The sequence below is a fragment of the Virgibacillus indicus genome, from assembly GCF_002266285.1.
GTDB classification, from domain to species: domain Bacteria; phylum Bacillota; class Bacilli; order Bacillales; family Amphibacillaceae; genus Virgibacillus_K; species Virgibacillus_K indicus.
Genome location: NZ_NPMS01000004.1, coordinates 286,421 through 311,556, shown reverse-complemented (window position 1 = coordinate 311,556; position 25,136 = coordinate 286,421). Strand labels below are relative to the sequence as shown.

The following is a 25,136-nucleotide window of genomic DNA, read 5'->3' as shown; positions in this document are numbered from 1 at the left end:
AAGATAAAATGGAAATTATAAAGGTTGCGAATTACGAAGAGATGAGCGAAAAGGCATGTTCTATTTATGTGGAACGATTACTTAATCTAAAGAATCCGGTTCTGGGACTTGCAACAGGGTCTACACCTGAAGGACTTTATAAAAAAATGATTGAGAAACAAAATCAGAATGAAGTTTCATTTAAAAATACGATTTCCTTTAATCTGGATGAATATGTTGGGCTCGATGCTTCAAACCCAAACAGTTATCACTATTTTATGAAAGATAAATTATTTAATCATATTGATATCCCTGCTGAACAAACCCATGTTCCAAATGGTGAGGTAAGTGACACTGAAAAAGAATGCCGTGATTACGAAGAACGAATCCGAGAAGCCGGCCATATTGATCTTCAGTTATTGGGCCTTGGCGTGAATGGCCATATTGGTTTCAATGAGCCAGGCACATCATTTTCAAGCAGAACACATATCGTTGAATTAGATGAATCAACCCGTAATGCGAATGCGAGATTCTTCCCGTCTATAGATGAGGTTCCAACGAAAGCAATAACGATGGGAATCGAAACAATTATGGAGAGCAAAGAAATACTTCTACTTGCTTCCGGTGAAAACAAAGCAGAAGCTGTTGAGAGATTAATCAATGGTGAAGTGTCCGAAGAATTCCCTGCTTCAATTCTGCAAAACCATGATAATGTTATCGTTATAGCTGACGAAGCGGCATTGTCCAAAGTTAATAAGTAAATTTAATAGGCTGGGGAAAATCTTATAAAAATGATAAAACCGCGTGAAATCAAATTTAAAATCCTTGATTACATGCGGTTTTATTTTTGGAATTCGTACTAAAATCAGCGATGATAATTCCATCGGCCGCTCAGGAAATATAACCACACTTCCAGAATCATATCAGCCATCCACCGAAATATCCTCTATGTGACCAGTGGCTACTTGTTTCTGGCTGTTTGGGTTTAGAGAAGTACTCTATGTGCCCGGTGGCTACTTATTTCGTGTTGTTTTGGCTTAGAGAGACGCTCTATGTGACCGGTGGCTACTTACTTCGTGCTGTTTGGGCTTAGAGGCGCTCTATGTGATCCCTGGCTATTGTTTTCTGGGTGCTGGGCTCAGAGAAGTACCCCAAATCCTGATATTCCGTTCAACCCACGAACCATCCGTCCGTTGAAATCAACAGAGCAGTTATGTCGCACTCTATAGAAACCCCGGCTCTAGTACAACAAAGTATTCCTATACATCAATCTCCAAATAAGAAGTATTTTTCTCTGTTATCATTGCTTGATCACTTGTCAGATCAACAATCCAATTACGAAAATCCTGTTCGCTTCCAGTTTTTACATAGACGATAAATTCTACCTTTTCTAGATAATTTATCGATTCTAGTATATGATCAGAAGTACGCAAAACATTTTCCAGCTTTCCAAGTAAGGTATAATCAACAGTTACAGAGAAGCCCTGCATCAGCTGCCTTTTGACAATGCCAGTTGTTTGGAGTGCCTGGGAAGTCGTGCTGCCATAGGCGCGGATTAAGCCTCCTGCTCCGAGTTTAATACCACCGAAGTACCTTGTTACGACAACAGCAGTATCTTTTAATTTCTGCTTTTTTAAAACCTCCAGCATTGGAACTCCGGCTGTGCCGCTTGGCTCCCCGTCATCATTGGCCTTTTGAATCTGATCATGTTCTCCGATAATATATGCAGAACAGTTATGTGTTGCGTCATGATGCTTTTTTTTAATTTCCTGGATAAAGCTATGCGCTTCTTCTTCTGTTTCAACACGTTTTACATAACCGATAAAACGTGACTTTTGTATGATGATTTGATCCGTTCCTTCTTTTTTTACAGTAAAATACGATGGTAACATTCTTGCTTTTGCCTCCTAGTAGATCATTATAGTATTAAAGAAAACCAATTTATAATAGTATTTAGAGAGAAAGTTATAAATTATCGGATAAAATTTCCTATAAGTATGAAAAAAGACCCTATAAAAAATATGAATATACACGTATAATTATAGCATAGGTTGGTGGGAAGCGATGGCACAGAAAATAAGTGATACTGCACTTGATTATGTCATTAACGAAATGATCGAGGTAGTAGAAAATAGTAAAGACGAAATATTTAATATAAGTGAAGAGGCTCGAAAGGAACATGAGCATCTAGTAAAAGAGCTGAAGGAAACAAAAGAAAAAGTAATCCGTCACATAGATGATGGGGATCAGCTTGAGCAAAAGGTCAGGTATTCCAGACAGCGATTGGCTGAAGTCAGCAAATATTTTGATCGCTATTCGGAAAATGAAATTCGTGAAGTATACGAAAATACCCACGCTATGCAGACAAAATTGGCTATGATTCAGCAGGAAGAAAAGGCCTTACGTGAAAAAAGGGACGATCTGGAAAGAAGACTAATCAGTTTAAGTCATACGATTGAACGTGCAGAGGCACTTGCCAGCAAAATAGCAGTAATTCTTACATATTTGCATGATGACTTTAAACAAGTGAATAAAATGATTGAAAGTGCCAAGGAAAAACAGGAATTCGGTTTAAAGATTATAGAGGCACAAGAGGAAGAACGGAGAAGGATATCACGAGAAATTCATGATGGACCTGCTCAAATGCTTGCAAACATACTGCTTCGATCAGAACTTGTGGACAGGTCATTTCGAGCTAATAATGTTGAGCAGGCTCTTGTTGAAATTAAAGATGTCCGCAAGATGGTCCGCTCCTCACTCTATGAGGTCCGGCGCATCATTTATGATCTGCGTCCAATGGCACTGGATGATCTTGGTTTAATACCAACAATAAAAAAATATGTTGCAAATATAGCTGACTATAATAATACGGAAATTGAATTTTCATCGACCGGCGAAGAAAAAAGACTGAATCAAAAATATGAAGTTGCATTTTTTCGTTTGGTGCAGGAATCAGTGCAAAACGCAATTAAACATGCTGAAGCTTCCCTTATACAGGTTAAACTGGAAATATGCAAAAATAACCTCACCATGCTGATAAAGGATAATGGCAAAGGTTTTGATACGAAGCAGAAAAAAGATAAATCATTCGGATTGATAGGCATGCGGGAACGCGTAGAAATGTTAGAGGGAAAAATGAAAATTAATTCGAAAATTGACAAAGGAACATCGATTTTAATTCAGGTTCCATATAATCTTTGAAAAATCAAAGACGTAAGCGCCCGTTTATGTCCAAAGATTAATTACAGTAATATTTATACTTACTTCATAAAGAAGAGAATATATAATAGATAGATAAATATATAATAACTATGAACTGCCGCATTAAGTAATAGGGATGTTAGATTAATTGAAATTAACCTGGGAGGAACAAAAACATGGAAACAAATAAAAAAATAAAAATCGTATTGATTGATGATCATAAATTATTTCGAGAGGGAGTAAAGCGCATTTTGGAATTTGAACCCTCATTTGAAGTTGTAGCAGAAGGTGATGATGGGGCAGTTGCATCAAAGCTAGTAAAAGAAAATGATCCGGATGTCGTATTAATGGATATTAATATGCCTAATATGAATGGTGTTCAGGCAACAGCGGATCTTGTCAGATATTTTCCAAATACAAATGTTATTATTCTGTCAATCCATGATGACGAAAGCTATGTAACCCATGCACTGAAAACAGGGGCACAGGGCTATTTACTGAAAGAAATGGATTCGGATGCATTAATTGAAGCAATTAAAGTAGTCAGTGAAGGCGGATCATACCTGCATCCAAGAGTAACGCATAATTTAGTTCAGGAATATCGCCGTCTGGCAAAAGAAAATACTTCAACCATTGCTGAAAGCGGAATTGAATACCGTAAACCATTACACCTGCTTACAAAGCGCGAATGCCAGGTGCTTCAGCTGCTGGCAGATGGAAAGAGCAATCGTGCGGTTGCGGAAACTTTGTACATCAGTGAAAAAACAGTGAAAAATCATGTTAGTAATATTTTACAAAAAATGAATGTTAATGACAGAACTCAGGCCGTTGTTTCTGCAATTCGAAAAGGCTGGGTAGAAGTTTTATAGATTGAGTTTTACTGCTCTTAACCTTTGAAAGGGTCAGGCAAGCAATACTTTTTGTTCCTGTATTACTGCTCTTATATACTCTGATGCTAGCAAATGCATCAGAGTATTTTTTGTTTATAGTTAGTGATGCATTTTTCAATCTGTTCATGTAAAATAAGTATATAAAAATAACAGGGTAAAACAAATAGCCATGGAGTTCTATTAAGATTAGCAAAGGGGAAGGTTATTAATGAAAGTTGCTGTAATGACGGACAGCACGGCATATATTCCTGCTGAAGTACGGAAGCAGCATAACATTTATATGGTTCCGCTTAGTGTCGTGTTTGGAGATTCGTCTTATGAAGAAGAAATAGATATTACAACAGAGGAATTTTATCAAAAAGTAAGAGAATCAAATAGTTTGCCAAAAACTTCACAGCCATCCATAGGCTATATCACCAGCAAGCTGGAAGAAATGGCAAAAGATTATGATGCAGTTATATCAATTCATTTGTCCAGTGGGATCAGCGGTACCTATCAGGCTGTTGTGAGTGCAGGTGAAATGGTAGAAGGAATTGATGTTTATGCCTATGATTCGGAATTGAGCTGCCTGCCACAAGGATTTTATGCATTGGAAGCAGCGGAGATGGCAAAGGAAAATAAGTCACCAGAGGATATCATCAGCCGTCTGGATCAGATTAAACGTAATATCCGTGCCTATTTTATGGTGGATGACCTCAATAATCTGCAGCGGGGCGGCCGTTTAAATGGGGCACAAGCCTTAGTAGGAAGTCTCTTGCAGGTTAAACCGATCCTGCATTTTGTGGACAAAGTAATTGTTCCATTTGAAAAAATCCGAACACGCAAAAAAGCGCTGAACCGAATTATGGGAATGCTGGAAGAGGATGCTGCAAAAGGAAATGATTTGAAGGTCGTATTTATCCATGCCAACAATGAAGAAACTGCAGCTGAACTGCAGGATGACTTTTTAAGCAAATACCCATCAGCGGATACAACGATAAGTTATTTTGGCCCTGTAATCGGCACCCATTTAGGGGAAGGCGCAATCGGTGTCGGCTGGTATGTGAAATAACAATTTAAATCATCGAGCCATCAGCCAATTGAGGGTGATGGCTTACTATGATCTGATAAGGGAGAGAGTATTATGCAACCAAAAAAGGCACCACCAGATTTTACCAATCAGCAATTGGCAAAACGGTTTTCGGGAAAACTGTTGCTGCGAAATGAAATCCCTCTGAATGAAGCCCTCTTTCAAAAACTTTGTTCCGCAAATTTATTCACACCCAGTAAATCCATTAAACGAAAAAAACTCAGCAATCAGTGCCAGCGCTGCAACAATCAAAAGCAATCCTTATTTGCAGCAATTCCCTGTCAATCCTGTAAAAAAACACATCTATACTGCCGTAATTGTATTGAAATGGGACGGGTAATGGAATGTGAAGCCCTTTATTTATGGAGTGGAGAAGCGCCAATATGGCCAAGTCTTGAGGATCCATGTTCCTGGATAGGCAAGCTGACGAATGTTCAGCAGCAGGCTGCAAATCGAATTGTGAATGCAATAAGAAATAAGGAAAAAGAGCTCCTCATTTGGGCAGTCTGCGGTGCAGGAAAAACTGAGATGCTTTATCCAGGTATATCGGAAGCTTTAATGCAAGGAAAACGAATTTGTATTGCTACTCCCCGGGCAGATGTTGTACGGGAACTGCTGCCGCGAATCAAGTCTGCATTTTCTTCAACTGAAGTAGCCGCATTGTATGGTGGAAGTCCTGATAAGGATGCAACCGCACAGATTATTATTTCAACTACACACCAGCTGCTCCGGTATAAAGAAGCATTCGATGTTTTGATCATTGATGAGATCGATGCATTCCCCTATCATGCAGACCAATCACTCCCATTTGCTGCGAACCGTTCAAAAGCCTCTTCTAATACAACCATTTATTTAACCGCAACTCCTCGAAGCGAGCACCAAAAGCAAATCAGACAAAAGAAACTCCCGCATATTTTTGTTCCCGTTCGATTTCATGGCAAGCCTTTACCTGTACCACTGTTTAAGATGTGTTTTGACCTAAGAAAGGAATTAAAAAGCTATAAGCCACCCACAGCTTTTTTAAAATGGCTAGATCATCGGAAAAATCCCAAGAGACGGTTGTTAGTTTTTGTCCCAACAATTAAATTAGCTGATAAGATGAAAGATAATCTCACTCAAATTTTAATAGATAAGCAGATACTTTCCAGCAATGATAGTCTCTGCGCTGTTCATGCAACAGATCCTGACAGAAAGGAAAAAGTAGAGCTGTTTCGAGAAAAGAAAATCGAAGTTCTGCTTACAACGACGATTCTCGAGCGCGGTGTAACGTTTCCATCTGTGGATGTTGCTGTATTGGATGCTGGACATATTGTTTTTGATGAAGCAGCCCTTGTTCAAATTTCTGGAAGAGCAGGAAGAAGTCCAGATGATCCCACAGGGGAGGTTCTGTTTTTTCATGATGGAAAGACAGACGCAATGGTAGAAGCAAAAAATTCTATTATTTCTATGAATAAGAGGGGAGGTTTTTCATAAAATGCAGTGTTTATGGTGTCATGAACAAATAATGCACGAAACAAGCTGGAAAAACCTGCTTCTGCTGGACGGAAAAGCATTGTTATGCCAGGAATGTAAAAGCAAGATGGAAGTATTAAGCGGAAAGTGTTGTTCACGATGCAGCCGCATAACTAACGAAGAAGTCTGTTCGGACTGCAGGTGGTGGGAAAAACAATCAGTTGAGGATCCATTAATGTTCAATCATTCGGTTTTTAACTATAATGCTTTTATGCAAGAGCTGATTGCCAAATGGAAATATAGAGGGGACTATTTTCTGGGAAACGCCTTTAAGGAGCCCTTCGTCAAATCGTTCAGGAAAAAATTCACTTTTCTTGAGAAGAATGCAATTGCTGTTCCAATTCCATTAAGTACAAAAAGACTGACAGAACGGGCATTTAATCAGGCGCAAATGCTGGCAGACTTTTTGCCAATAGAGACTTGTGCAATACTATCCCGAAAACATGGTGAGAAGCAGTCCAAGAAGACACGTTATGAAAGAATCTTTACAAAAAATCCATTTGCAATTAATGAAACTATTAACAATCCTGTTGTTCTTGTCGATGATATATATACAACTGGCACTACTTTACGTCATGCAGCCAGTCTGCTAAAAGAGCATGGCTGTACAAGAGTTTATGCATGTACACTAGTGCGAGGGTAGTAAAATATTGTGCTATAATGACTAATGAAATGAGGGAATGTTCAATGGCTGAACTTGCAAATTGCTCTCGTTGTAATGATGTATTTGTAAAAGGCATACGTGACATTTGTCAAAAATGTTATAAAGAAGAAGAAAAAGTATTTGAGATAGTTTACCGATTTCTGCGTGAAAGAAAAAATAGAGAGGCAACAATGGAAGAGATAATTAAGGCAACAGGCGCCAAGGAGGCTTTTATTATTAAGTTCATCAGGGAAAAACGTCTGCACCCTTCACAATTTCCAAAACTGGCATATTCTTGTGAACGATGTGGCACATCCATTGTTTCAGGGCATTTATGTGAGAATTGCACGAAAGAATTGCGCAATGATCTGCTAAGACATGAAGAATTGGAGAAACTGGCACAATCAGATAAAAATAAAGAAAAAAATACGATTTATTATAACTTCGAGAAAAAGTAAAAGTAATTTTTTCTTTAAATAATATATATAATGCCGATAATAACAATAAGAATAAAAATTGCAGCGGAATAAATACTGAAAAAGGGGTGATGATTCATTGAAGATCAACGGTCCTAACCAAACAAACTTTAACCCTTATAAAAATCAGATACAAAAGCAAAATGAAGTAAAAAAAGAAATCAATAAAAAAGACCAAATTGAAATCTCCAGCCATGCCAAACAATTACAGGAAAATGAAAAGCCAAATGCGAAGCGTGCTGCTTATGTACAGGAAATTAAAAATGCAGTGGAATCCGGGGAGTATAAAATTAATCATGAGAAAACAGCACAAAAAATGATTGATTTCTGGTCGAAAAAGTAAGTAAGTGTAAAAGGAGGACATTGTTTTGTCCGTACAAACAATCATTAAGTCACTTGAAAAATTGGTTAACCTGCACATGGAACTATTAGAAATATCTCTTGAAAAAACAAAGATCGTAAAAGATGGTTCCATTGATAATCTCCAAGCTGTACTCCTAAAGGAGAGGAAGACCGTTCGAGCGGTAGAGCAGGCTGAGGCTAAGCGTCAGACGGAAGTTGAAGAATGGTTTGCGCGTAAGCGATTGCCAACAGGTGATGCAACAATAACCAATATGCTGGAACTCGTAACAGAGGAACAGGAAAAAACAACTTTGGGAAAAATAACGATTAAATTAACGGAAACAATTACAAAATTGAAGCAGCAGGAGCAGCTAAATCATGCATTGATTAATCAGTCCATGCAATTTGTTCAGCTTTCACTTGATATGATGAATCCATCGATAAAAAATATGAACTATGGAAATAAAAAAGGGTCAGAACCAGAGACTAATAAACGTTCTGTATTTGACTCAAAAGCTTAGGAAATTAAAGGAGTTTACAAATGAGTACATTTCACGGATTGGAAATGGCTAAACAAGCCCTTTTTGCACAACAATCAGCTCTATATACAACCGGACATAATATTTCAAATGCTAATACGGATGGATATTCCAGACAGCGTGTTAATTTTGAAACAATGAACCCATATCCTGCAGGCTCCCGAAACAGACCGCAAATTCCCGGACAGATGGGCACAGGTGTTCAAGCAGGTTCAGTTCAGCGAATCCGAAATGAATTTTTGGATATTCAATTTCGCGGAGAAAACAGTAAATCAGGCTATTGGGAGACAAAAGCTGATGCATTAAGCCGTCTGGAAAATGTAATGAATGAGCCTTCGGAAAGTGGATTGTCGAAAACGATGGATCAGTTTTGGCAGTCGCTTCAGGATCTTGCAGCTAATCCAGAAAAAGATTCCGGTGTGAGATCAGTAGTTTTTCAAAGGGGTCAAGCAGTAGCAGATACCTTTAACTACTTGTCAAATTCATTGAACTCTATTCAAGGTGATTTAAAATCTCAGATAGACACAACCGTAAAGGATGCAAATTCATTAATTGAACAAATACATAATATTAATGAGCAGGTAAAACAAGTGGAACCACACGGGTTTTTGGCCAATGATTTATATGATGAGCGTGATCGATTAATTGATGAGTTGTCTAAAATTGTTAATATAAAAGTAACTGACCAGAGTAGTGGTGAGAGCTCCTTGGATATTGCCGATGGTCTAAAGAAGATTGATGTAATGGATAGTGAAGGTAATGTTTTAGGTACTTTAATTGATGAAGAAGAAGGAATTTTAAATAAAATTGATGTTAACTTTGAAGTAAATGAAGCAACTGGAGAGGAAACACTTACCCTGGAAGCCGGCGGTACTGACATAAAAGAGTCAAATGGTTCTTTAAAGGGTCTAGTGGAATCCTACGAAGTTACCTATCCGGAAATGCTTTCGAATTTAGATAAAATGGCTTATAAGTTTGCTGATGCTTTTAATGGAATTCATAGTAATTTCTTCGATGTGGAAGAGACCGGAGCTGCCGGCAATATCAAAGTTGCTTTAGATTCGGCTGATGAAATAGTGGCAAGTAATGAAAACAATGATGGAAAGATTGCTTCAGATTTAGCTGATTTATTTGAAAAGAGCCTAGATGGCTTAGAAGATAAATCCGTAAAGGGATACTTTCAATCTATTATTGGTGAATTGGGTGTTGAAGCACAGCAAGCAAATCGGATGGCTGACAATACAATTATTCTACGTTCACAAGTAGAAAACCAACGAATGTCTGTAAGCTCCGTCTCACTGGATGAGGAAATGTCTAACATGATCAAATTTCAGCACGCATATAATGCTGCTGCAAGAAGTATGACGACGATTGATGAAATGATTGATAGAATTATCAACAGTATGGGATTAGTAGGAAGGTAGGTAAGTAGCGATGAGAGTTACACAAGGAATGCTATCTAATAATATGTTACATAATTTATCCAATAGCTATTCGAAAATGGGTACGATTATGGATCAGTTAAATACCGGTAAAAAAATTAATCTTCCTTCTGACGATCCTGTAATCGCCATGAAAGGGATGAATTACCGCAGTCAGGTAACTGAAATTGAACAATTTAAACGTAATACGAATGAAGTTCATAATTGGATGGATAATTCCGATGCTGCACTTGATAAGGCAACACAGGCAATGCAAAGGTTACGCGAATTGGCTGTAAAGGCGAGTAATGGCACCAATGATACAGAAGAACTTACTAGTATCAAAGAGGAAGTTACCCAGTTAAAAGAACACTTAAAGGATATTGCAGAAACAGAAGTTAACGGAAAGTATATTTTTAATGGGACAAATACTGACGAACCTCCTGAAGTTGACCTTATAGAAGGGACTTTTGGAGGAGAAAGCTCCGATGTTAAAATTGAAGTATCAAATGGTACAAAATTAACTGTAAATGTTAATGGAGAAGATGTGTTTGGAGAAATATTTAAAACCATCAATAATTTTGAAACTGCATTAAGTGGCACGGGTGAGGATATTTCCGCAAGTATTGAAGAACTTGATAAAGGCATCAACGGCCTCATTAACAACCGTGCTGATTTAGGAGCCCGTATGAACCGTCTGGAATTAATTGAAAACCGTTTGGGCGAACAAGAGGTTATTGCTACAAGTATGATGTCGAAGAATGAAGATGTTGATTATTCTAAAGCAATTACGGAATTAATTACACAGGAAAGTCTGCATCGTGCAGCATTGTCAGCAGGATCCAGAATTATACAGCCATCACTGATGGATTTTCTGAGATAGTACAATTATTTTACCCTGGCCCATAGAGGGTTCGGGGTTTTATTACTTTTGAGGAGGAATTATATGCGTTTACCTCAAATCCGGATAGATTCACAAATGGCAAAAATTCAGATTCAGCAAACAGCAGGGAAACAAGAGATTCAGCAGCCGAATGCTAAAATTTCCATTCAACAGCCGCAAGCTGAAATATCAATGACCACAACCCCATCCAAGCTTCAAATTGACCAAACTCAAGCCTGGGAAGATATGAATTTAATGCATATTACGAAACGGAATGACAAATTTGCACGTGCTGGCCTGCAGGATCTGCAAGCGGGTATGGCCAGACGGGCGCAGCAAGGCAGTGAGTTAATGAAGATAGAAAATAAGGGGAATCCTATTGCATCTCAGGCTATAGCGAATGGTTATCGAGCGAAGCAGTCACTCGGAATTAAATTTATCCCATCCCGGTTTGCTGTTAAAACAAGTTATCAGCCGTCAGAGGTACAAATAGATGTGCAAACAAATAAGCCTGTTATTGAAGCAACGATTCGTAAGCCGGAGCACATTTATAAACAAGGTTCGGTTGATATCAGCATGCAGCAATATCAACAATTAGAAATCGATTATATAAATTTATTTGGTTAGAAAGGATGACAACCCAACATGTATATTCAAACAAAGTATTTAGGGGACTTAGAAATTGACGAATCTAAAATAATACAGTTTTCTGCGGGTCTTCCGGGTTTTATAAATGAGACAGGTTTTGTTTTGTTGGATTTGCCGGATAATCCGGTTTTTCAAATTTTACAATCTGTTTCTACGGCAGATACTGCATTTATCGTTACAAATCCATATCATATTTACCGTGATTATTCATTTGATCTTGATAATAATTTGATGGAAAGCCTGGCAATTAGTAATGAGAAGGATGTCACAGTTCTGACAATTGTTACATTAAAAAGTCCATTTCAAGCAAGTACACTTAATTTAAAAGCACCAATTATTATTAATCCTAATCACAAACTGGGAAAACAATATATTTTAAATATAGACGATTATCCAACGAAAGCTCCGATTACTCAAGGGAATCCAGAGAAAGTGAAAGGAGAATAGGTATGCTTGTATTAACAAGAAAGAAGAATGAAGCAATCCAAATAGGTGATGATATTGAAATTAAGATCCTGGCTATTGAAGGCGATCAAATAAAAATCGGTATTGATGCACCCAAATCGGTGGATATTCACCGGAAAGAAATTTATCTGGATATTCAGGAACAGAATAATGAAGCAGCAAATGTCTCTTTGGATTTAGTCCAGCTTTTAAAAGAAAATAAATAGATAACTGCCTTATAAATTATTTATTAGTAAATCCTAAATGATTTGTTGTTTTGAGCCGATATAAAAAGAAAATATGAGCCTTGAGGAGTTGCATGAGAAATGCGATTGGAAAAAGTGATGAATGAATCACAGCCTCTGCTAAATGGCGAACACAACAAGCAAATGACAACAGCTATGAATAAATCCGCTGAACAGGCAGGAAATGATAATAAAATAGCTTTACATAAAGAAATTGTGATAAATAAAGATAAGGTTGAATCAGTAATTTCCAAGTTAAATGAAATTATTGAGCCATTACGTACAAATTTGAAATTTCAATATCACGAAAAACTAAATGAGTACTATGTAACAGTAGTTAATCCTTTAACAGATGAAGTTATTAAAGAAATCCCTCCAAAAAAATTCCTTGATATGTATGCAGATATGGCGGAATTAATGGGAATTCTGGTTGATGAAAAGATATAAAAGGAGAGGAATATAATGGTAATGCGGGTAGGCGGACTGGCGACAGGGATGGATATTGATTCCATCGTTAATAAATTAATGACTGCTGAACGAATTCCGCTTGATAAAATGCAACAGGATAAAACAATGCTTGAGTGGAAACGGGATGCATTTCGGGATGTTAATAAAAAACTATCAGAATTAGACCAAATGATACTGAATATGAAAATGAGTAGTACGTATAATTCAAAAATGGTTAGTTCTTCAAATGAAGGTGCTGTTACGGCGAGCGGTTCATCGAGTGCTTCGAATGGGTCTTATAGTATTGAAGTAACTCAATTGGCTAAAAATGCTATTAATATGAGTACAGCAGCTGTTGATCTCGATCCTAATACAAGCTTAAAAGAGCAAGGAGTGCAGGAGCAAAAATTTACGTTCACAACTTATAATGAAAAAGGGGAAGCTGATACACATAATTACACCATTCAAGATGGAGAAACATTAAATCAATTATTAAAAAGAGTTTCGGATGATGATAATAATGTTCGGATGTTTTTTGATGATCAGTCCCAGCGTGTAATTATGGAGACTACTAGAACAGGAAATTACAACCCAGATGGAAAAGAAATAGTATTTTACGAGGGTTCCAATGCATTTTTCAAAAACACACTAAATTTGCATATGTCCAAGGAACAAGGTGGAACAGATGCCAAGTTTAAATATAATAATACTGAATTGGAACTGACTTCTAAAACAAACGATTACCAACTAAATGGTATAAATTTTCAATTTAAAGATGTTGGCAGTGCCAACTTAACGGTCACCAACGATGTTGAATCTTCCTTTGAATCCATCATGAAGTTCGTCGACAAATACAATGAAGTCGTTGAGACATTAAATGAATCCCAGCGAGAGGAAAAGTATCGGGACTATCCTCCATTAACGGATGAACAGAAGAAGGATATGTCCGAGGATGAAATTGAGCTTTGGGAAGAGCGTGCAAAAAGCGGCCTTCTAAGGGGAGAATCTGCATTATCGAGTGGGCTATTTTCCATGCGTCAAAGCTGGTATTCCAGTGTGGATACAGGTGGAGGATTTACTTCGTTAACTCAAATTGGTATTGAAACATCCAAGGATTACATGGATGGTGGAAAACTTGTTGTAAATGAAAAAGATTTAAGGGATGCACTTCGAGAGGATCCGGCAGGTGTTCAGAAATTATTTTCCAATAGTGATGAAAATGAAAGTCGAGGTCTTGTAAATCGTTTGGAGGATTCTCTTGAAAGAACTATTAATCAAATTGGAGAACGCGCCGGGAATGATACACATACTACACTTGAAAATTATACGCTGGGAAAACGCATGAAGGATTTAAATGAACGTATCTCAGCATTTGAGGATCGATTAGTAGTGAGAGAAAATCGTTACTGGAGCCAATTTACTGCAATGGAATCAGCAATCTCACGAATGAATATGCAGTCCGCACAACTGATGTCCCAATTTGGCGGAGGTATGTAACTGTTAATATAAGAAGGGGTGAATCAAGTCATGGCACTTAACAAACAACACCAGGTATATCAGAATAATGCTGTAAATACCGCTTCAGGCGGAGAATTAACATTGATGCTATACAATGGCTGCATAAAATTTATTAAAAAGGCAATAAAAGATATGGAAGCAGAAAATCATGAAGCTAAAAACACAAACATCCAGAAGGCACAAAACATCATTCAGGAATTAATGATCACACTGGATCCGGAAGTAGAAATTTCAAAACAGATTTTGCCATTATATGATTATATGCTGTTTCAGCTGAAAGAAGGCAATATAAAAAACGATGCAGCTAAGCTTGAAGACGTATTGGCAATGGCGGTGGAATTTAGAGATACCTGGAAACAGGTTATCTTAAAGACAAGGCAAAAACAATTCACTCAAGGTGCAAATATATAATGAACCGGTTACGGGAATTATATGAAATTACGATACAGCTGAAGAAAACGTTAGTACAGGAGATAACAGCTAAAGATCGTGAGGCAGTAATTGAACAGGTGAATGAATTAATTGATAAAAGAAGCATACATTTGCAGCATGTGAATCCTCCTTTTACAGAAGAGGAAAAAGTACTAGGCAAAGAGCTGGTAGTATTAAATGAAGAAATTCAAACTAAAATGCTGCAGCTGTTTAATGATCTGAAATCAGAGATGAAACAAATAAAAAAGCAAAGAAAATCTAATATGTCTTATACCAATCCGTATAAAAGTGTACAAACTCTTGATGGCATGTTTATGGATAGAAAAAAATAACTGAAAAGAAGCGGCTGCTCTATAAAGATGTGATCAGTTTAAAATATCTTGTTTGAGAGAAACTGGATGTTCAAATAATGAGACTACACATCTTCTGGATACAGTCGCTTTTTTGCTGTTCTCTAAAAGATTTGTTGGTTTTGATACTAAATCTATAGGCTGCGGCATAACTGCTCTCTTGATTTTCAACTTCGGATGGATGTTTCGCGGGTTGAACGGATTATCAGGATTTGGGGTACTTCTCTGAGCCAAACAGCTAGAAAACAATAGCCAGCGATCACATAGAGCGCTTTTCTAAGCCCAAATAGCCTGAAATAATTAGCCGCCGGGCAGATAGAGTCACTCTCTAAGCCCAAACAGCCTGAAATAATTAGCCGCCGGTCACATAGAGCGCCTCTCTAAGCCCAAACAACACGAAATAATTAGCCACCGGGCACATAGAGTACTTCTCTAAACCCAAACAGCTAGCAACAAGTAGCCACTGGTCACATAGCGGATATTTTCGGCGGATGGCTGATATGATTCTGGTAGTGTGGTTATATTCCCTGAGCGGCCGATGGAATTATCATCGTTGATTTTAGTTCACACTTTCTATCAACTGCGTAGTTCAAAAAGCAAAAAAATAAGAAAAGATCCAATTTATTAACTAAAAGTAAAAAAACATTAATTTAGTGTAAAGTGCTTGGAATCAACACTCACACAGCATTTCGACAAAAAGCTTCGAAGCGATACCAGAATTCTTGCAGGTTTAAGCAGGAAATTCTGTGGGAAACGTAGTATAATATATTCAAAGGATGAAAGGAGGACACTTATATGAAATTTAACATTCGTGGCGAAAATCTTGAGGTGACTGGAGCTATTCGAGATTATGTGGAAAAGAAAATCAGCAAGCTGGAGAGATACTTCGACACACCGCCAACTTCCGATGTACATGTAAATTTAAGTGTCTATAATGATGAGCAGAGAATTGAAGTTACTATCCCGATGACAAATCTATTGTTGCGCGGAGAGGTACAGCACATTGATTTGTACGCTGCCATCGACTTAGTCGTCGATAAACTTGAAAGACAAATTCGAAAATACAAAACGAAGGTAAATCGCAAGTTTAGACAAGACGGTTCTCCGAAACATGTTTTTGCTGAATTGGAAAAAGAGTCAGCAAATGTTGCAGTCGAAGAAGATTCAGATGAAATAGAAATTGTAAGAACAAAAAGATTTAATTTGAAACCGATGGATTCTGAAGAGGCTGTATTGCAAATGGACATGCTTGGTCATGCGTTCTATGTATTTACTAATGCCGTTACCAACGATACAAATGTCGTTTACCGTCGTAAAGACGGAAAATACGGTTTAATCGAACCTAATGCTTAATTAATATAAGACAAGGCAATCCCTTTTTAGGGGTTGCCTTGTTTTTTGAATTTAATAAAGAGTTTCCAACCAATCACTCAAATACCTCTAAATTTCAGGAAACATAATTTTGGAGATTTCAACAGAATAATACCAATAAAAAAACAGCTGTAAAGTTAGACGGAGGGAGGCTTGAGGGCATATTTGTCGAATTTTGTAGAATGAAATGCCAAATTTAAATTTTGGAAGCATAAATTAGGCCAATTTTTAAAAGTAGTTCAGATATTAGTATCGAAAATAGTCGTTTTATGGCGAATTACTGTCGAATCAATTCCCGAAATTGAAAATTGGCAATTAGCTCTTTTTACCCTCTCTATGCTATAAATAAGTCAATAGACCCAGGAGGTGGAAATATGAATGAACAGGATCAAATCATATTAAACGAATTAAAAGTAAAAGTGCAGCAACATGAACATACAATCAGCCAACTGGTGGAAATTATCGCCGCAACAAACAGGAGAATAACTGATGTTGCAAATAAACAAAGGAATGATAAGGAATATTCTCTGACATAAGATTACCCCCTCATTCCCCATTTGAAGAGTTTTTTTACTCTTCAATTACCCTCAGATATCCCCAAAGTTTAAAGAGCAGTTTACCTCCAAACTGTTCTTTTTTGTTTTTACCTGTTCCAGGTTGCTGTAATAGCACTTCGAGTTGTCATCTTCGTTTGTATAATGTTATTATTAATATTGGACCAAGTATTAAAGTCCAAGAGGCCGGTAAAATAATACATCATATTTTTTACCCTTTATCTGTTTTAAAAACAGATATTTTTATACTGATAAGAAAGCATTCCTTTTTAAGGAAATCAGTATAAGTGCATAAGGAACACTTCGGGGCATTGGCACCGAAGACGAAAAGTATTTTTCGTTGAACTAAGGCTTTCGCCATTAAAGCTTGGCGATAAGCCAAGTTTTCTAATAAAATGATCTATTGAAATATTTGAGGAGCGTTTATAATGGCAGGAATATTAACTAAAATTTTTGGTGATGGCAATCAAAAACAATTAAATAGAATACAAAAAAAGGTTGATCAGATAGAAGCTTTAGAACCAGAAATGGAAAAATTATCTGAAGCGGAACTTCAACAAAAAACAGAGGAATTTAAAACACGCTATCAAAATGGCGAAAGCCTGGACGACATGCTGACAGAAGCATATGCTGTTGTACGTGAAGCATCGAAGCGTGTACTGAACATGCGTCCTTTTGCTACACAGCTTACAGGAGCAATTGCACTGCATGAAGGCAATATTTCCGAAATGAAAACAGGGGAAGGTAAAACATTAGCTTCAACGATGCCTTCATACCTGAATGCTATTGCAGGAAAAGGTGTTCACATCATTACAGTTAACGAATACCTGGCTGACCGTGATGCTAAGGAAATGGGACAGCTATATGACTTTTTGGGACTGACAGTAGGGTTAAATGGAAACGGATTGTCAAAAGATGAAAAAAGAGAAGCTTATAACTGTGATATAACTTATGGCACCAATAATGAATTCGGGTTTGATTACCTTAGGGATAACATGGTGCTGTATAAAGAGCAAATGGTACAGCGGCCGCTTAACTTCGCCATTATTGATGAGGTTGACTCGATTTTGATTGATGAAGCTAGAACACCGTTAATTATTTCAGGCTCTGCTAAAAAATCTGCTTCGCTATATCTGCAGGCTAACTCATTTGTCAGTACGTTAAAACGTGAAGGTGATTACACCTATGATGAAAAAACAAAAGGTGTACAACTGACTGAGGAAGGGATAAATAAGGCAGAAAGCTATTTTTCAATTGAAAATCTATTTGATCTGGATCATGTTTCTTTAACACATCATATTAACCAGGCTTTAAAAGCTCATGTTTCCATGCACCTGGATGATGACTATGTAATCGAAGAAGGCGAAGTTGTTATCGTAGACCAGTTCACTGGACGTTTAATGAAAGGACGCCGGTACAGTGATGGTCTGCATCAGGCAATTGAGGCTAAGGAAGGCTTGCAGATTCAAAATGAAAGCATGACACTGGCATCCATTACATTCCAAAACTTTTTCAGAATGTATAACAAGCTTGCAGGTATGACAGGTACTGCAAAAACGGAAGAAGAAGAGTTTAGAAATATTTATAATATGGATGTAATTGCAATTCCGACGAACAGACCTATTATTCGTGATGACCGAGCAGATTTAATCTATAAATCGATGGAAGGTAAATTCCGCGCAGTTGTTGAAAATATTAAAGAACGTTATGAGTCAGGTCAGCCTGTTCTTGTAGGAACTGTTGCAGTAGAAACTTCCGAACTAATTTCACAGCTGCTGAAAAAAGCTGGCGTAAAGCATAATGTCCTTAATGCGAAAAATCATTACAGAGAAGCAGAAATCATCGAGAATGCCGGCCAAAAAGGTGCAGTAACGATTGCAACAAATATGGCTGGACGCGGAACAGATATTAAACTTGGTGATGGGGTTAAGGAAGCAGGCGGTCTTGCAGTTATTGGTACAGAGCGGCATGAATCACGCAGGATCGATAATCAGCTGCGTGGTCGTTCCGGTCGTCAGGGTGATCCAGGTATGTCACAATTCTATTTATCCATGGAAGATGAATTGATGCGCCGTTTCGGTTCAGACAATTTAAAATCCATGATGGAACGATTGGGAATGGATGACACACAGCCAATCGAAAGTAAAATGGTATCAAAAGCTGTAGAGTCAGCCCAAAAACGGGTAGAGGGCAATAACTTTGACGCACGTAAAACTGTCCTTTCCTATGATGACGTACTTCGTGAACAGCGTGAAATTATTTATAAACAGCGTTTTGATGTTATTGATTCCGAAGAGGATCTAAGATTAATTATCGAAAAAATGATCCTCTCAACGCTTGAACGTGTTGTTGGCACACATACTCAGGATGATGATGACGATCAATGGGATTATAAGGCAATTACCGAGTATCTGCATGGAAATCTGTTAGATCCTGAAGATATTAATGAAAATAATATTAAGGGGAAAGAACCAGAAGAAATAATAGAACTGGTTATGGAAAAAGTTCGTGCTAAGTATGATGAAAAAGAAGATGAACTGACTCCGGAGCAAATGCGTGAATTTGAAAAAGTTATTTTACTCCGTACGGTTGATTCCAAATGGATGGATCATATTGACCAAATGGACCAATTGCGTCAGGGCATTCATCTGCGGGCCTATGGCCAAAACGATCCTTTGCGTGAATATCAGCTTGAAGGCTTCTCGATGTTTGAAGTCATGATTGAGAATATTGAAGAAGAAGTTGCCAAATATATTATGAAAGCACAAATAAGAGATAATCTGAAACGCGAGGAAGTTGTAAAGGACACTCAAGCAGTCTCCGGCGGGCAGGATGAGAAGAAAAAGACTAGAAAACCGTATGTGAAAACACAGGATGTTGGAAGAAATGATCCGTGTCCATGCGGCAGTGGAAAAAAATACAAAAATTGCCATGGCAGATAAAGTGAAACTTAGGTGGAACCGTCCCACTACCCTAAAAGGGCATCTTAAGTCGCTGTTTCAGACATATAGAGCCCCTAGGGGAGGACGGCTTCTTTTATTCAAAGCTTAAATTTTTAAATGAGGTGAATTGATTATGGAATTAGTTGAAATCAGACAAGAACTGGATAAGATGGCTTCCCGTATTGAAGACTTTAGGGGGTCTCTTTGACTTAGGAGATAAAAAAAAGCGGATAGAAGAATTGGAAATGCAAATGACAGCACCAACATTTTGGGATGATCAGAATGCTGCCCAAAATGTGATAGACGAAGTAAACGGGTTAAAAACCTATGTGAACAGTTTTGAAGAAATTGAGGAACGATTAGAGAATTTAGAAGTATCCTATGAGCTGGTAAAAGAAGAAAATGACAAGGAATTATTTGCAGACTTAAATGACGAAGCAGCTGCATTAATTCAACATATCAATGCTTTTGAATTACAAATGCTGTTAAGTGAACCTTATGATGCAAACAATGCCATTTTAGAACTTCACCCAGGGGCAGGCGGAACAGAATCCCAAGACTGGGCCAGTATGCTGTTGCGCATGTATCAGCGTTGGGCTGATGATAAAGATTTCAAGGTAGAGACAATGGATTATCTGCCTGGTGATGAAGCGGGAGTGAAAAGTGTTACTTTATTGATTAAGGGACACAACGCCTATGGCTATTTGAAGGCTGAAAAAGGGGTCCATCGTCTTGTGCGGATTTCTCCATTTGATTCGTCTGGACGAAGACATACCTCGTTTGTTTCCTGTGATGTTACGCCAGAAATGACAGGTGATGTGGATATTGAAATAAGAAACGAAGATATTAAAATAGACACATATCGTGCCAGTGGGGCAGGCGGGCAGCATGTTAATACAACTGATTCAGCTGTAAGAATTACTCATATTCCAACAAATGTAATCGTAACTTGTCAAAACGAACGTTCTCAGATTAAAAACAGGGAAGCTGCCATGAAAATGCTCAAGTCAAAACTATATCAGCTGGAAATTGAACGGCAGCAGCAAGAGCTTGCCGATATTCGCGGCGAACAAAAGGAAATTGGCTGGGGCAGTCAGATTCGTTCCTATATTTTCCATCCCTATTCAATGGTAAAGGATCACCGGACAAATATAGATGTTGGAAATACGCAAGGTGTCATGGACGGTGATATTGATCCATTTATTGACGCGTATTTAAGATCCCAGATTGACTAGTTTAGCTATAAATAAATTCAACTAAAATTCGTGATGTTTATCACAGAAACCCTAGTATACCAAGGAATTTAAGATAATTTCATGAAAATGACACAATTTGCCAAAGTATTGATTTCAATGCATTTAAAGACAAAATAATTTGTTTTTAATGTAGCCGAGGGTTTTATTAATTAGTAAAAGGGTTATAATAAAATATGATAACCTATACACTAAAATTTGTAAGGGGGATTTAAGCTATGAAAAAATGGTTATTCGCAGTACTTTTCGGTTCAGCGCTTGTACTTGGTGCATGTGGCGGCGGGGATGACGGCGCATCTGATGATACATCAGGAGATACTGGAACAGAAGAATCTACAGGTTCTGAAGAGGGTGGTACAGTAGATACTGCTGCTGCTGAAGAAGTTTTCCAAGCTAATTGTGCTTCATGTCACGGTGCAGATCTTTCCGGAGGAGCAGGTCCTGAATTAACAAATGTAGGTTCTACTCACTCCGCAGATGAGATTGCTACCATTATTAATGAAGGTCAAGGTACCATGCCTGCTGGAATGGCAACTGGAGACGATGTAGATTTATTGGCAAACTGGTTAGCTGAACAAAAATAATTAGAAATTAATATGAAAACGGTGAAAAACCTTGTTTAATGAATTTATTCATTAGACAGGTTTTTCTTTTTTTTGCAACAAAACCACAGTTCTTCTAATTAAATCTTAATTCCCATTAATTCGACAGTAATATAAATATTTTACAACAATGTATTCTTTTGAAATATAAATGTAATAATTTTATGTCTAAAAAACCTGCCGAAAAATGTTATACTGTATTAGTATTGTTCAGCGAGGTACTTATTCTGCAGAACAATCAGCAGGATTAACCAGAATTTAACAAATTACGCATTATAAAAGACAGAGCAGCTAAGAAAAACATCAAAAAATGTAAAGGTGATACATATATGATATTAATGAAGGATATATATAAAACTTATGCTAATGGGGTTACTGCCCTTAATGGCATCAGTGTTGATATTAAACAGGGTGAATTTGTATATATAGTTGGGCCAAGTGGTGCCGGCAAGTCGACATTCATTAAACTAATGTACAGGGAAGTCAAGCCAACCCAAGGGACAATTATAATAAATGAAATTGATATGAGTGAAATTAAAGAAAGAAAGGTTCCTTATTTAAGAAGGGACATTGGAGTGATTTTTCAGGATTTTAAATTACTGCCTAAGCTATCCGTTTATGAAAACATCGCTTTTGCTCTAGAGGTTATCGAAGAATCTCCTCGTAATATCCGCAAACGTGTTATGGACGTTCTTGAAATTGTAGGACTCAAAAATAAAGCCCGTTTTATTCCCGATGAATTATCCGGCGGAGAGCAGCAGCGGGTATCTATTGCACGTGCCATCGTTAATCATCCTAAAATAGTTATTGCGGATGAGCCCACTGGAAACCTTGATCCAGACACATCATGGGGAATCATGAAAACATTTGAAGAAATTAATGCAAGAGGTACAACAATTATCATGGCCACTCACAGCAAAGAAATTGTTAACACAATTAAAAAACGTGTTATTGCTATTGAAGACGGTTTGATTGTTAGGGACCAAAACCGGGGTGAATACGGCTATGAAATTTAGAACTTTAACAAGGCATTTACGGGAAGGCTGCAAAAATATAATCCGAAATGGCTGGATGACCATTGCTTCTGTTGGCGCAGTAACAACTACACTGATTTTGGTGGCAGCATTTCTTGCATTAGTGCTCAATCTCAATCAGATGGCAAATAATATTGAAAATGATGTAGAAATAAAAGTATTAATTGATCAGACAGCAGATGAAGAACAAATTACAGATCTTGGTGACAATATTAAAGCTTTAAGCGGAATCGATACAGTTCAATTCTCCTCCAAAGATGATGAATTAGTCGGTCTCATCGAAAGTATGGGAGAAGAGGGAGAAGCGTGGCAGCTTTACGAACAAGATAATCCATTGAGTCACGCTTACGCTGTAAAAGCTCAAAATCCGGCAGATACAGAGCGTATAGCAAAAGATATCCTCGGAATGGATAATGTACAGGATGTTAATTACGGAAGAGATTATGTAGAAGGCTTATTTCAATTTAATGATTATGCACGGACGATAGGTCTTGCGATAATTATTGGCTTGGTATTTACAGCAATATTCCTTATTTCAAATACAATAAAAATTACAATTATGGCTCGAAGCAGAGAAATTGGCATCCAGAAGCTTGTAGGTGCAACAAATGGATTTATCAGATGGCCGTTCTTTATTGAAGGCATGCTGCTCGGAATATTAGGTTCATTAATTCCAATTGGAGCAATTCTTGGAGGCTATTATTATCTCGTAAATAATTTAGGAGTATTGGATAATTATAGTTTTGTAACATTGTTACCATATAATCCATTTGCATGGCAGCTTTCTCTCATCATATTGGCAATCGGCGTACTCATTGGTATCTGGGGAAGTGTAATGAGTGTCCGGAAATTCCTGAAAGTATAGCAGAAAGCATGAAAATAGAGAGCATCATAGCAAACTTTTTAACTTAGGGAAGGGGAATAAGAGAATGAAAAAAGTCTTATCATCATTACTTGCGGCATTTTTTGTCTTGACAATAGCTGCTGCTGACTTTAATCCAGTATCTGCTGAATCGATTGACGGACTTAAGAAAAAAATAGATGAACTAGAAAAAGAACAGGGTGGCATTGAAGAAAAACAAGGAAATGTGAATTCTAAAAAGAATGATACCCAAAGTAAAATTAACGAGAATCTTAATAATCAACAGTCTGTTGAAACGGAAATTAATTCAATTGATAAAGAACTAACAGAAACAACTGAAAAAATTCAGGCTAAAGAAGACGAAATCAGTAAAACGAATAAGCAGATAGAAGATTTAACAAATAAAATTACAGATTTGAAAAACCAAATTGAGGAATTGAAGAAAGAAATAGTTATACTACAAGATCGCATTAAAGAACGGGAAGAACTTTTAAAAGATCGTCTGCGTTCCATCCAGGAAAACGGCGGACAGATGAAATATATCCAGGTTATATTTGGAGCACAAAGCTTCAGCGATTTGATCAGCAGGACTACTGCAGTTAATACAATCATGGATCAGGACAAATCGATCATGGAGGCACTTGCTGCTGATAAAAAGAAATTAGAAGAAGCAAAAAAAGAAGTAGAATCTAAAAAAGCAGAAGTAGAGTCTAAAAAAGCAGAAGTAGAAGAGCAAAAGAAAGCATTAGAATCTCAAAAACATGAGCTTGTATCATTAAAAGGACAGCTTGATAAACAGATGGCTGAAAAAGAGAAGTTAATGGCTAAACTGGAAGAAGAACACGGTCATCTTGAAGAAATAAAGCTGACTTTGGAACAAGAACAGCAAATACTTAATGCGGAAGCCTCAGCGAAGAAAAAAGCGATTTCTCTAGCCCAAAGTAAAAAAGGCGAATTGGAACAGCTGGCTAAAGAAGAAGCAGCGAGAGAAAAGGCTGCGAATAATAAAGAATCCGGAAGCAAAAAGCCGAGCTCAAACTCACCTTCCAATTCAAGTTCATCAGGTAACAGTAACGGAATCTTTATTAAACCGGCTGCAGGTCCGATAACTTCTTATTATGGAAATAGATACCATCCAATTTTCCATTACAATAGACTTCATGCTGGAATTGATGTTGGAGTAGGAACAGGAACGACATTAAGAGCACCAGCTGATGGCGTTGTCAGCAGAGCTGGAAGACTTGGTGGTTTTGGGAATGTAATTATGATTTCCCACTATATAGGTGGTAAAAGCTATACAACTGTTATGGCTCACCTAAGCAGTATGTCCGTATCTCCAGGACAGGCTGTAAGTCAAGGACAGGCAATTGGCGCAACTGGAAACACTGGAGATTCAACAGGTCCACATTTGCATTTTGAAGTACATTCAGGTGGATATGGCAATCCGATAAATCCATTGCCATATGTCCGATAAATTTA

Annotated in this window: 27 protein-coding genes; 26 read left to right on the top strand and 1 reads right to left on the bottom strand. The window is 37.5% G+C overall.

Features of this window, described 5'->3' with window-relative positions:
• Window positions 1-8 precede the first annotated feature (8 nt).
• Window positions 9-740: a glucosamine-6-phosphate deaminase gene (gene nagB, locus CIL03_RS11035; protein ID WP_094885902.1), complete on the top strand. Its 732-nt coding sequence runs from the start codon at window positions 9-11 to the stop codon at window positions 738-740.
• Between the two features lie 498 nt (window positions 741-1,238).
• Here nagB and CIL03_RS11030 read toward each other — a convergent pair whose 3' ends face one another.
• Window positions 1,239-1,871 (bottom strand): YigZ family protein, encoded by a 633-nt coding sequence (locus CIL03_RS11030; protein ID WP_094885901.1) that lies wholly within the window; start codon window positions 1,869-1,871, stop codon window positions 1,239-1,241.
• A gap of 172 nt (window positions 1,872-2,043) precedes the next feature.
• Between CIL03_RS11030 and CIL03_RS11025 the strand changes: the two genes are divergently transcribed.
• From CIL03_RS11025 to CIL03_RS10910, 25 genes are all read left to right on the top strand, one after another.
• Window positions 2,044-3,180, top strand: a complete 1,137-nt coding sequence (locus CIL03_RS11025; RefSeq protein ID WP_094885900.1) for a sensor histidine kinase — start codon at window positions 2,044-2,046, stop codon at window positions 3,178-3,180.
• Window positions 3,181-3,356: 176 nt separating this feature from the next.
• On the top strand, window positions 3,357-4,049 hold the full coding sequence (locus CIL03_RS11020) for a response regulator (RefSeq protein ID WP_094885899.1): 693 nt from the start codon (window positions 3,357-3,359) through the stop codon (window positions 4,047-4,049).
• 229 nt (window positions 4,050-4,278) lie between these two features.
• On the top strand, window positions 4,279-5,121 hold the full coding sequence (locus tag CIL03_RS11015) for a DegV family protein (RefSeq protein WP_094885898.1): 843 nt from the start codon (window positions 4,279-4,281) through the stop codon (window positions 5,119-5,121).
• Window positions 5,122-5,193: 72 nt separating this feature from the next.
• Window positions 5,194-6,612 (top strand): ATP-dependent helicase ComFA, encoded by a 1,419-nt coding sequence (locus CIL03_RS11010; RefSeq protein WP_094885897.1) that lies wholly within the window; start codon window positions 5,194-5,196, stop codon window positions 6,610-6,612.
• Between the two features lies 1 nt (window position 6,613).
• Window positions 6,614-7,294, top strand: a complete 681-nt coding sequence (locus CIL03_RS11005; protein WP_094885896.1) for a ComF family protein — start codon at window positions 6,614-6,616, stop codon at window positions 7,292-7,294.
• Between the two features lie 44 nt (window positions 7,295-7,338).
• Window positions 7,339-7,752: a TIGR03826 family flagellar region protein gene (locus CIL03_RS11000; protein WP_094885895.1), complete on the top strand. Its 414-nt coding sequence runs from the start codon at window positions 7,339-7,341 to the stop codon at window positions 7,750-7,752.
• A 97-nt stretch (window positions 7,753-7,849) separates the two neighbouring features.
• Entirely contained in the window at window positions 7,850-8,113 is a 264-nt protein-coding gene (gene flgM, locus CIL03_RS10995; RefSeq protein WP_094885894.1) for a flagellar biosynthesis anti-sigma factor FlgM, read from the top strand.
• A gap of 25 nt (window positions 8,114-8,138) precedes the next feature.
• Window positions 8,139-8,633, top strand: a complete 495-nt coding sequence (locus CIL03_RS10990; RefSeq protein WP_094885893.1) for a flagellar protein FlgN — start codon at window positions 8,139-8,141, stop codon at window positions 8,631-8,633.
• 20 nt (window positions 8,634-8,653) lie between these two features.
• Window positions 8,654-10,075 (top strand): flagellar hook-associated protein FlgK, encoded by a 1,422-nt coding sequence (gene flgK / locus CIL03_RS10985; RefSeq protein ID WP_094885892.1) that lies wholly within the window; start codon window positions 8,654-8,656, stop codon window positions 10,073-10,075.
• A 10-nt stretch (window positions 10,076-10,085) separates the two neighbouring features.
• Window positions 10,086-10,955, top strand: a complete 870-nt coding sequence (gene flgL, locus CIL03_RS10980) for a flagellar hook-associated protein FlgL (protein ID WP_094885891.1) — start codon at window positions 10,086-10,088, stop codon at window positions 10,953-10,955.
• 63 nt (window positions 10,956-11,018) lie between these two features.
• The gene (locus tag CIL03_RS10975; protein ID WP_094885890.1) at window positions 11,019-11,582 is read left to right on the top strand and encodes a DUF6470 family protein; all 564 of its coding nucleotides are present in this window, start codon (window positions 11,019-11,021) and stop codon (window positions 11,580-11,582) included.
• Between the two features lie 18 nt (window positions 11,583-11,600).
• On the top strand, window positions 11,601-12,050 hold the full coding sequence (fliW, locus tag CIL03_RS10970; RefSeq protein WP_094885889.1) for a flagellar assembly protein FliW: 450 nt from the start codon (window positions 11,601-11,603) through the stop codon (window positions 12,048-12,050).
• Window positions 12,051-12,052: 2 nt separating this feature from the next.
• Entirely contained in the window at window positions 12,053-12,274 is a 222-nt protein-coding gene (gene csrA / locus CIL03_RS10965; RefSeq protein ID WP_094885888.1) for a carbon storage regulator CsrA, read from the top strand.
• A gap of 99 nt (window positions 12,275-12,373) precedes the next feature.
• Window positions 12,374-12,739: a flagellar protein FlaG gene (gene flaG, locus CIL03_RS10960; RefSeq protein WP_094885887.1), complete on the top strand. Its 366-nt coding sequence runs from the start codon at window positions 12,374-12,376 to the stop codon at window positions 12,737-12,739.
• 15 nt (window positions 12,740-12,754) lie between these two features.
• Window positions 12,755-14,236, top strand: coding sequence for a flagellar hook-associated protein 2 (locus CIL03_RS10955; protein ID WP_338061886.1), 1,482 nt, complete (start codon window positions 12,755-12,757; stop codon window positions 14,234-14,236).
• A 30-nt stretch (window positions 14,237-14,266) separates the two neighbouring features.
• Complete coding sequence (gene fliS, locus CIL03_RS10950) at window positions 14,267-14,668, top strand: flagellar export chaperone FliS (RefSeq protein WP_094885886.1); 402 nt, start codon at window positions 14,267-14,269, stop codon at window positions 14,666-14,668.
• Entirely contained in the window at window positions 14,668-15,021 is a 354-nt protein-coding gene (gene fliT, locus CIL03_RS10945; RefSeq protein WP_094885885.1) for a flagellar protein FliT, read from the top strand. Before fliS ends, fliT begins: the two co-directional genes overlap by 1 nt.
• Window positions 15,022-15,834: 813 nt before the next feature.
• Window positions 15,835-16,392: a ribosome hibernation-promoting factor, HPF/YfiA family gene (gene hpf, locus CIL03_RS10940; protein ID WP_094885884.1), complete on the top strand. Its 558-nt coding sequence runs from the start codon at window positions 15,835-15,837 to the stop codon at window positions 16,390-16,392.
• 392 nt (window positions 16,393-16,784) lie between these two features.
• On the top strand, window positions 16,785-16,946 hold the full coding sequence (locus CIL03_RS19840) for a hypothetical protein (protein WP_165767937.1): 162 nt from the start codon (window positions 16,785-16,787) through the stop codon (window positions 16,944-16,946).
• Window positions 16,947-17,392: 446 nt separating this feature from the next.
• Complete coding sequence (gene secA, locus CIL03_RS10935; protein ID WP_094885883.1) at window positions 17,393-19,906, top strand: preprotein translocase subunit SecA; 2,514 nt, start codon at window positions 17,393-17,395, stop codon at window positions 19,904-19,906.
• A 133-nt stretch (window positions 19,907-20,039) separates the two neighbouring features.
• A protein-coding gene (gene prfB, locus CIL03_RS10930) for a peptide chain release factor 2 (protein ID WP_108721248.1) occupies window positions 20,040-21,141 on the top strand; the annotation gives its coding sequence in 2 pieces (ribosomal slippage) (window positions 20,040-20,111 and window positions 20,113-21,141; 1,101 coding nt in all).
• Between the two features lie 236 nt (window positions 21,142-21,377).
• Window positions 21,378-21,743 carry a cytochrome c551 gene (gene cccB / locus CIL03_RS10925; RefSeq protein WP_094885882.1) on the top strand — a complete coding sequence of 122 codons (366 nt, stop codon included), beginning with the start codon at window positions 21,378-21,380 and terminating at the stop codon, window positions 21,741-21,743.
• Window positions 21,744-22,090: 347 nt separating this feature from the next.
• Window positions 22,091-22,777 (top strand): cell division ATP-binding protein FtsE, encoded by a 687-nt coding sequence (gene ftsE, locus CIL03_RS10920; RefSeq protein ID WP_094885881.1) that lies wholly within the window; start codon window positions 22,091-22,093, stop codon window positions 22,775-22,777.
• Window positions 22,767-23,660, top strand: a complete 894-nt coding sequence (gene ftsX / locus CIL03_RS10915) for a permease-like cell division protein FtsX (RefSeq protein WP_094885880.1) — start codon at window positions 22,767-22,769, stop codon at window positions 23,658-23,660. The genes ftsE and ftsX overlap by 11 nt, the downstream gene beginning before the upstream one ends.
• A 64-nt stretch (window positions 23,661-23,724) precedes the next feature.
• Entirely contained in the window at window positions 23,725-25,131 is a 1,407-nt protein-coding gene (locus CIL03_RS10910) for a murein hydrolase activator EnvC family protein (RefSeq protein ID WP_094885879.1), read from the top strand.
• The last annotated feature ends 5 nt before the right edge of the window (window positions 25,132-25,136 follow it).

Bases quoted from the DNA above. Each gene is read 5' to 3' on its own strand.
- nagB (WP_094885902.1), top strand. From the start codon at position 9: ATGGAAATTATAAAGGTTGCGAATTACGAAGAGATGAGCGAAAAGGCA.
- CIL03_RS11030 (WP_094885901.1), bottom strand. From the start codon at position 1,871: ATGTTACCATCGTATTTTACTGTAAAAAAAGAAGGAACGGATCAAATC.
- CIL03_RS11025 (WP_094885900.1), top strand. From the start codon at position 2,044: ATGGCACAGAAAATAAGTGATACTGCACTTGATTATGTCATTAACGAA.
- CIL03_RS11020 (WP_094885899.1), top strand. From the start codon at position 3,357: ATGGAAACAAATAAAAAAATAAAAATCGTATTGATTGATGATCATAAA.
- CIL03_RS11015 (WP_094885898.1), top strand. From the start codon at position 4,279: ATGAAAGTTGCTGTAATGACGGACAGCACGGCATATATTCCTGCTGAA.
- CIL03_RS11010 (WP_094885897.1), top strand. From the start codon at position 5,194: ATGCAACCAAAAAAGGCACCACCAGATTTTACCAATCAGCAATTGGCA.
- CIL03_RS11005 (WP_094885896.1), top strand. From the start codon at position 6,614: ATGCAGTGTTTATGGTGTCATGAACAAATAATGCACGAAACAAGCTGG.
- CIL03_RS11000 (WP_094885895.1), top strand. From the start codon at position 7,339: ATGGCTGAACTTGCAAATTGCTCTCGTTGTAATGATGTATTTGTAAAA.
- flgK (WP_094885892.1), top strand. From the start codon at position 8,654: ATGAGTACATTTCACGGATTGGAAATGGCTAAACAAGCCCTTTTTGCA.
- flgL (WP_094885891.1), top strand. From the start codon at position 10,086: ATGAGAGTTACACAAGGAATGCTATCTAATAATATGTTACATAATTTA.
- CIL03_RS10975 (WP_094885890.1), top strand. From the start codon at position 11,019: ATGCGTTTACCTCAAATCCGGATAGATTCACAAATGGCAAAAATTCAG.
- fliW (WP_094885889.1), top strand. From the start codon at position 11,601: ATGTATATTCAAACAAAGTATTTAGGGGACTTAGAAATTGACGAATCT.
- csrA (WP_094885888.1), top strand. From the start codon at position 12,053: ATGCTTGTATTAACAAGAAAGAAGAATGAAGCAATCCAAATAGGTGAT.
- flaG (WP_094885887.1), top strand. From the start codon at position 12,374: ATGCGATTGGAAAAAGTGATGAATGAATCACAGCCTCTGCTAAATGGC.
- CIL03_RS10955 (WP_338061886.1), top strand. From the start codon at position 12,755: ATGGTAATGCGGGTAGGCGGACTGGCGACAGGGATGGATATTGATTCC.
- fliS (WP_094885886.1), top strand. From the start codon at position 14,267: ATGGCACTTAACAAACAACACCAGGTATATCAGAATAATGCTGTAAAT.
- fliT (WP_094885885.1), top strand. From the start codon at position 14,668: ATGAACCGGTTACGGGAATTATATGAAATTACGATACAGCTGAAGAAA.
- hpf (WP_094885884.1), top strand. From the start codon at position 15,835: ATGAAATTTAACATTCGTGGCGAAAATCTTGAGGTGACTGGAGCTATT.
- CIL03_RS19840 (WP_165767937.1), top strand. From the start codon at position 16,785: ATGAATGAACAGGATCAAATCATATTAAACGAATTAAAAGTAAAAGTG.
- secA (WP_094885883.1), top strand. From the start codon at position 17,393: ATGGCAGGAATATTAACTAAAATTTTTGGTGATGGCAATCAAAAACAA.
- cccB (WP_094885882.1), top strand. From the start codon at position 21,378: ATGAAAAAATGGTTATTCGCAGTACTTTTCGGTTCAGCGCTTGTACTT.
- ftsE (WP_094885881.1), top strand. From the start codon at position 22,091: ATGATATTAATGAAGGATATATATAAAACTTATGCTAATGGGGTTACT.
- ftsX (WP_094885880.1), top strand. From the start codon at position 22,767: ATGAAATTTAGAACTTTAACAAGGCATTTACGGGAAGGCTGCAAAAAT.
- CIL03_RS10910 (WP_094885879.1), top strand. From the start codon at position 23,725: ATGAAAAAAGTCTTATCATCATTACTTGCGGCATTTTTTGTCTTGACA.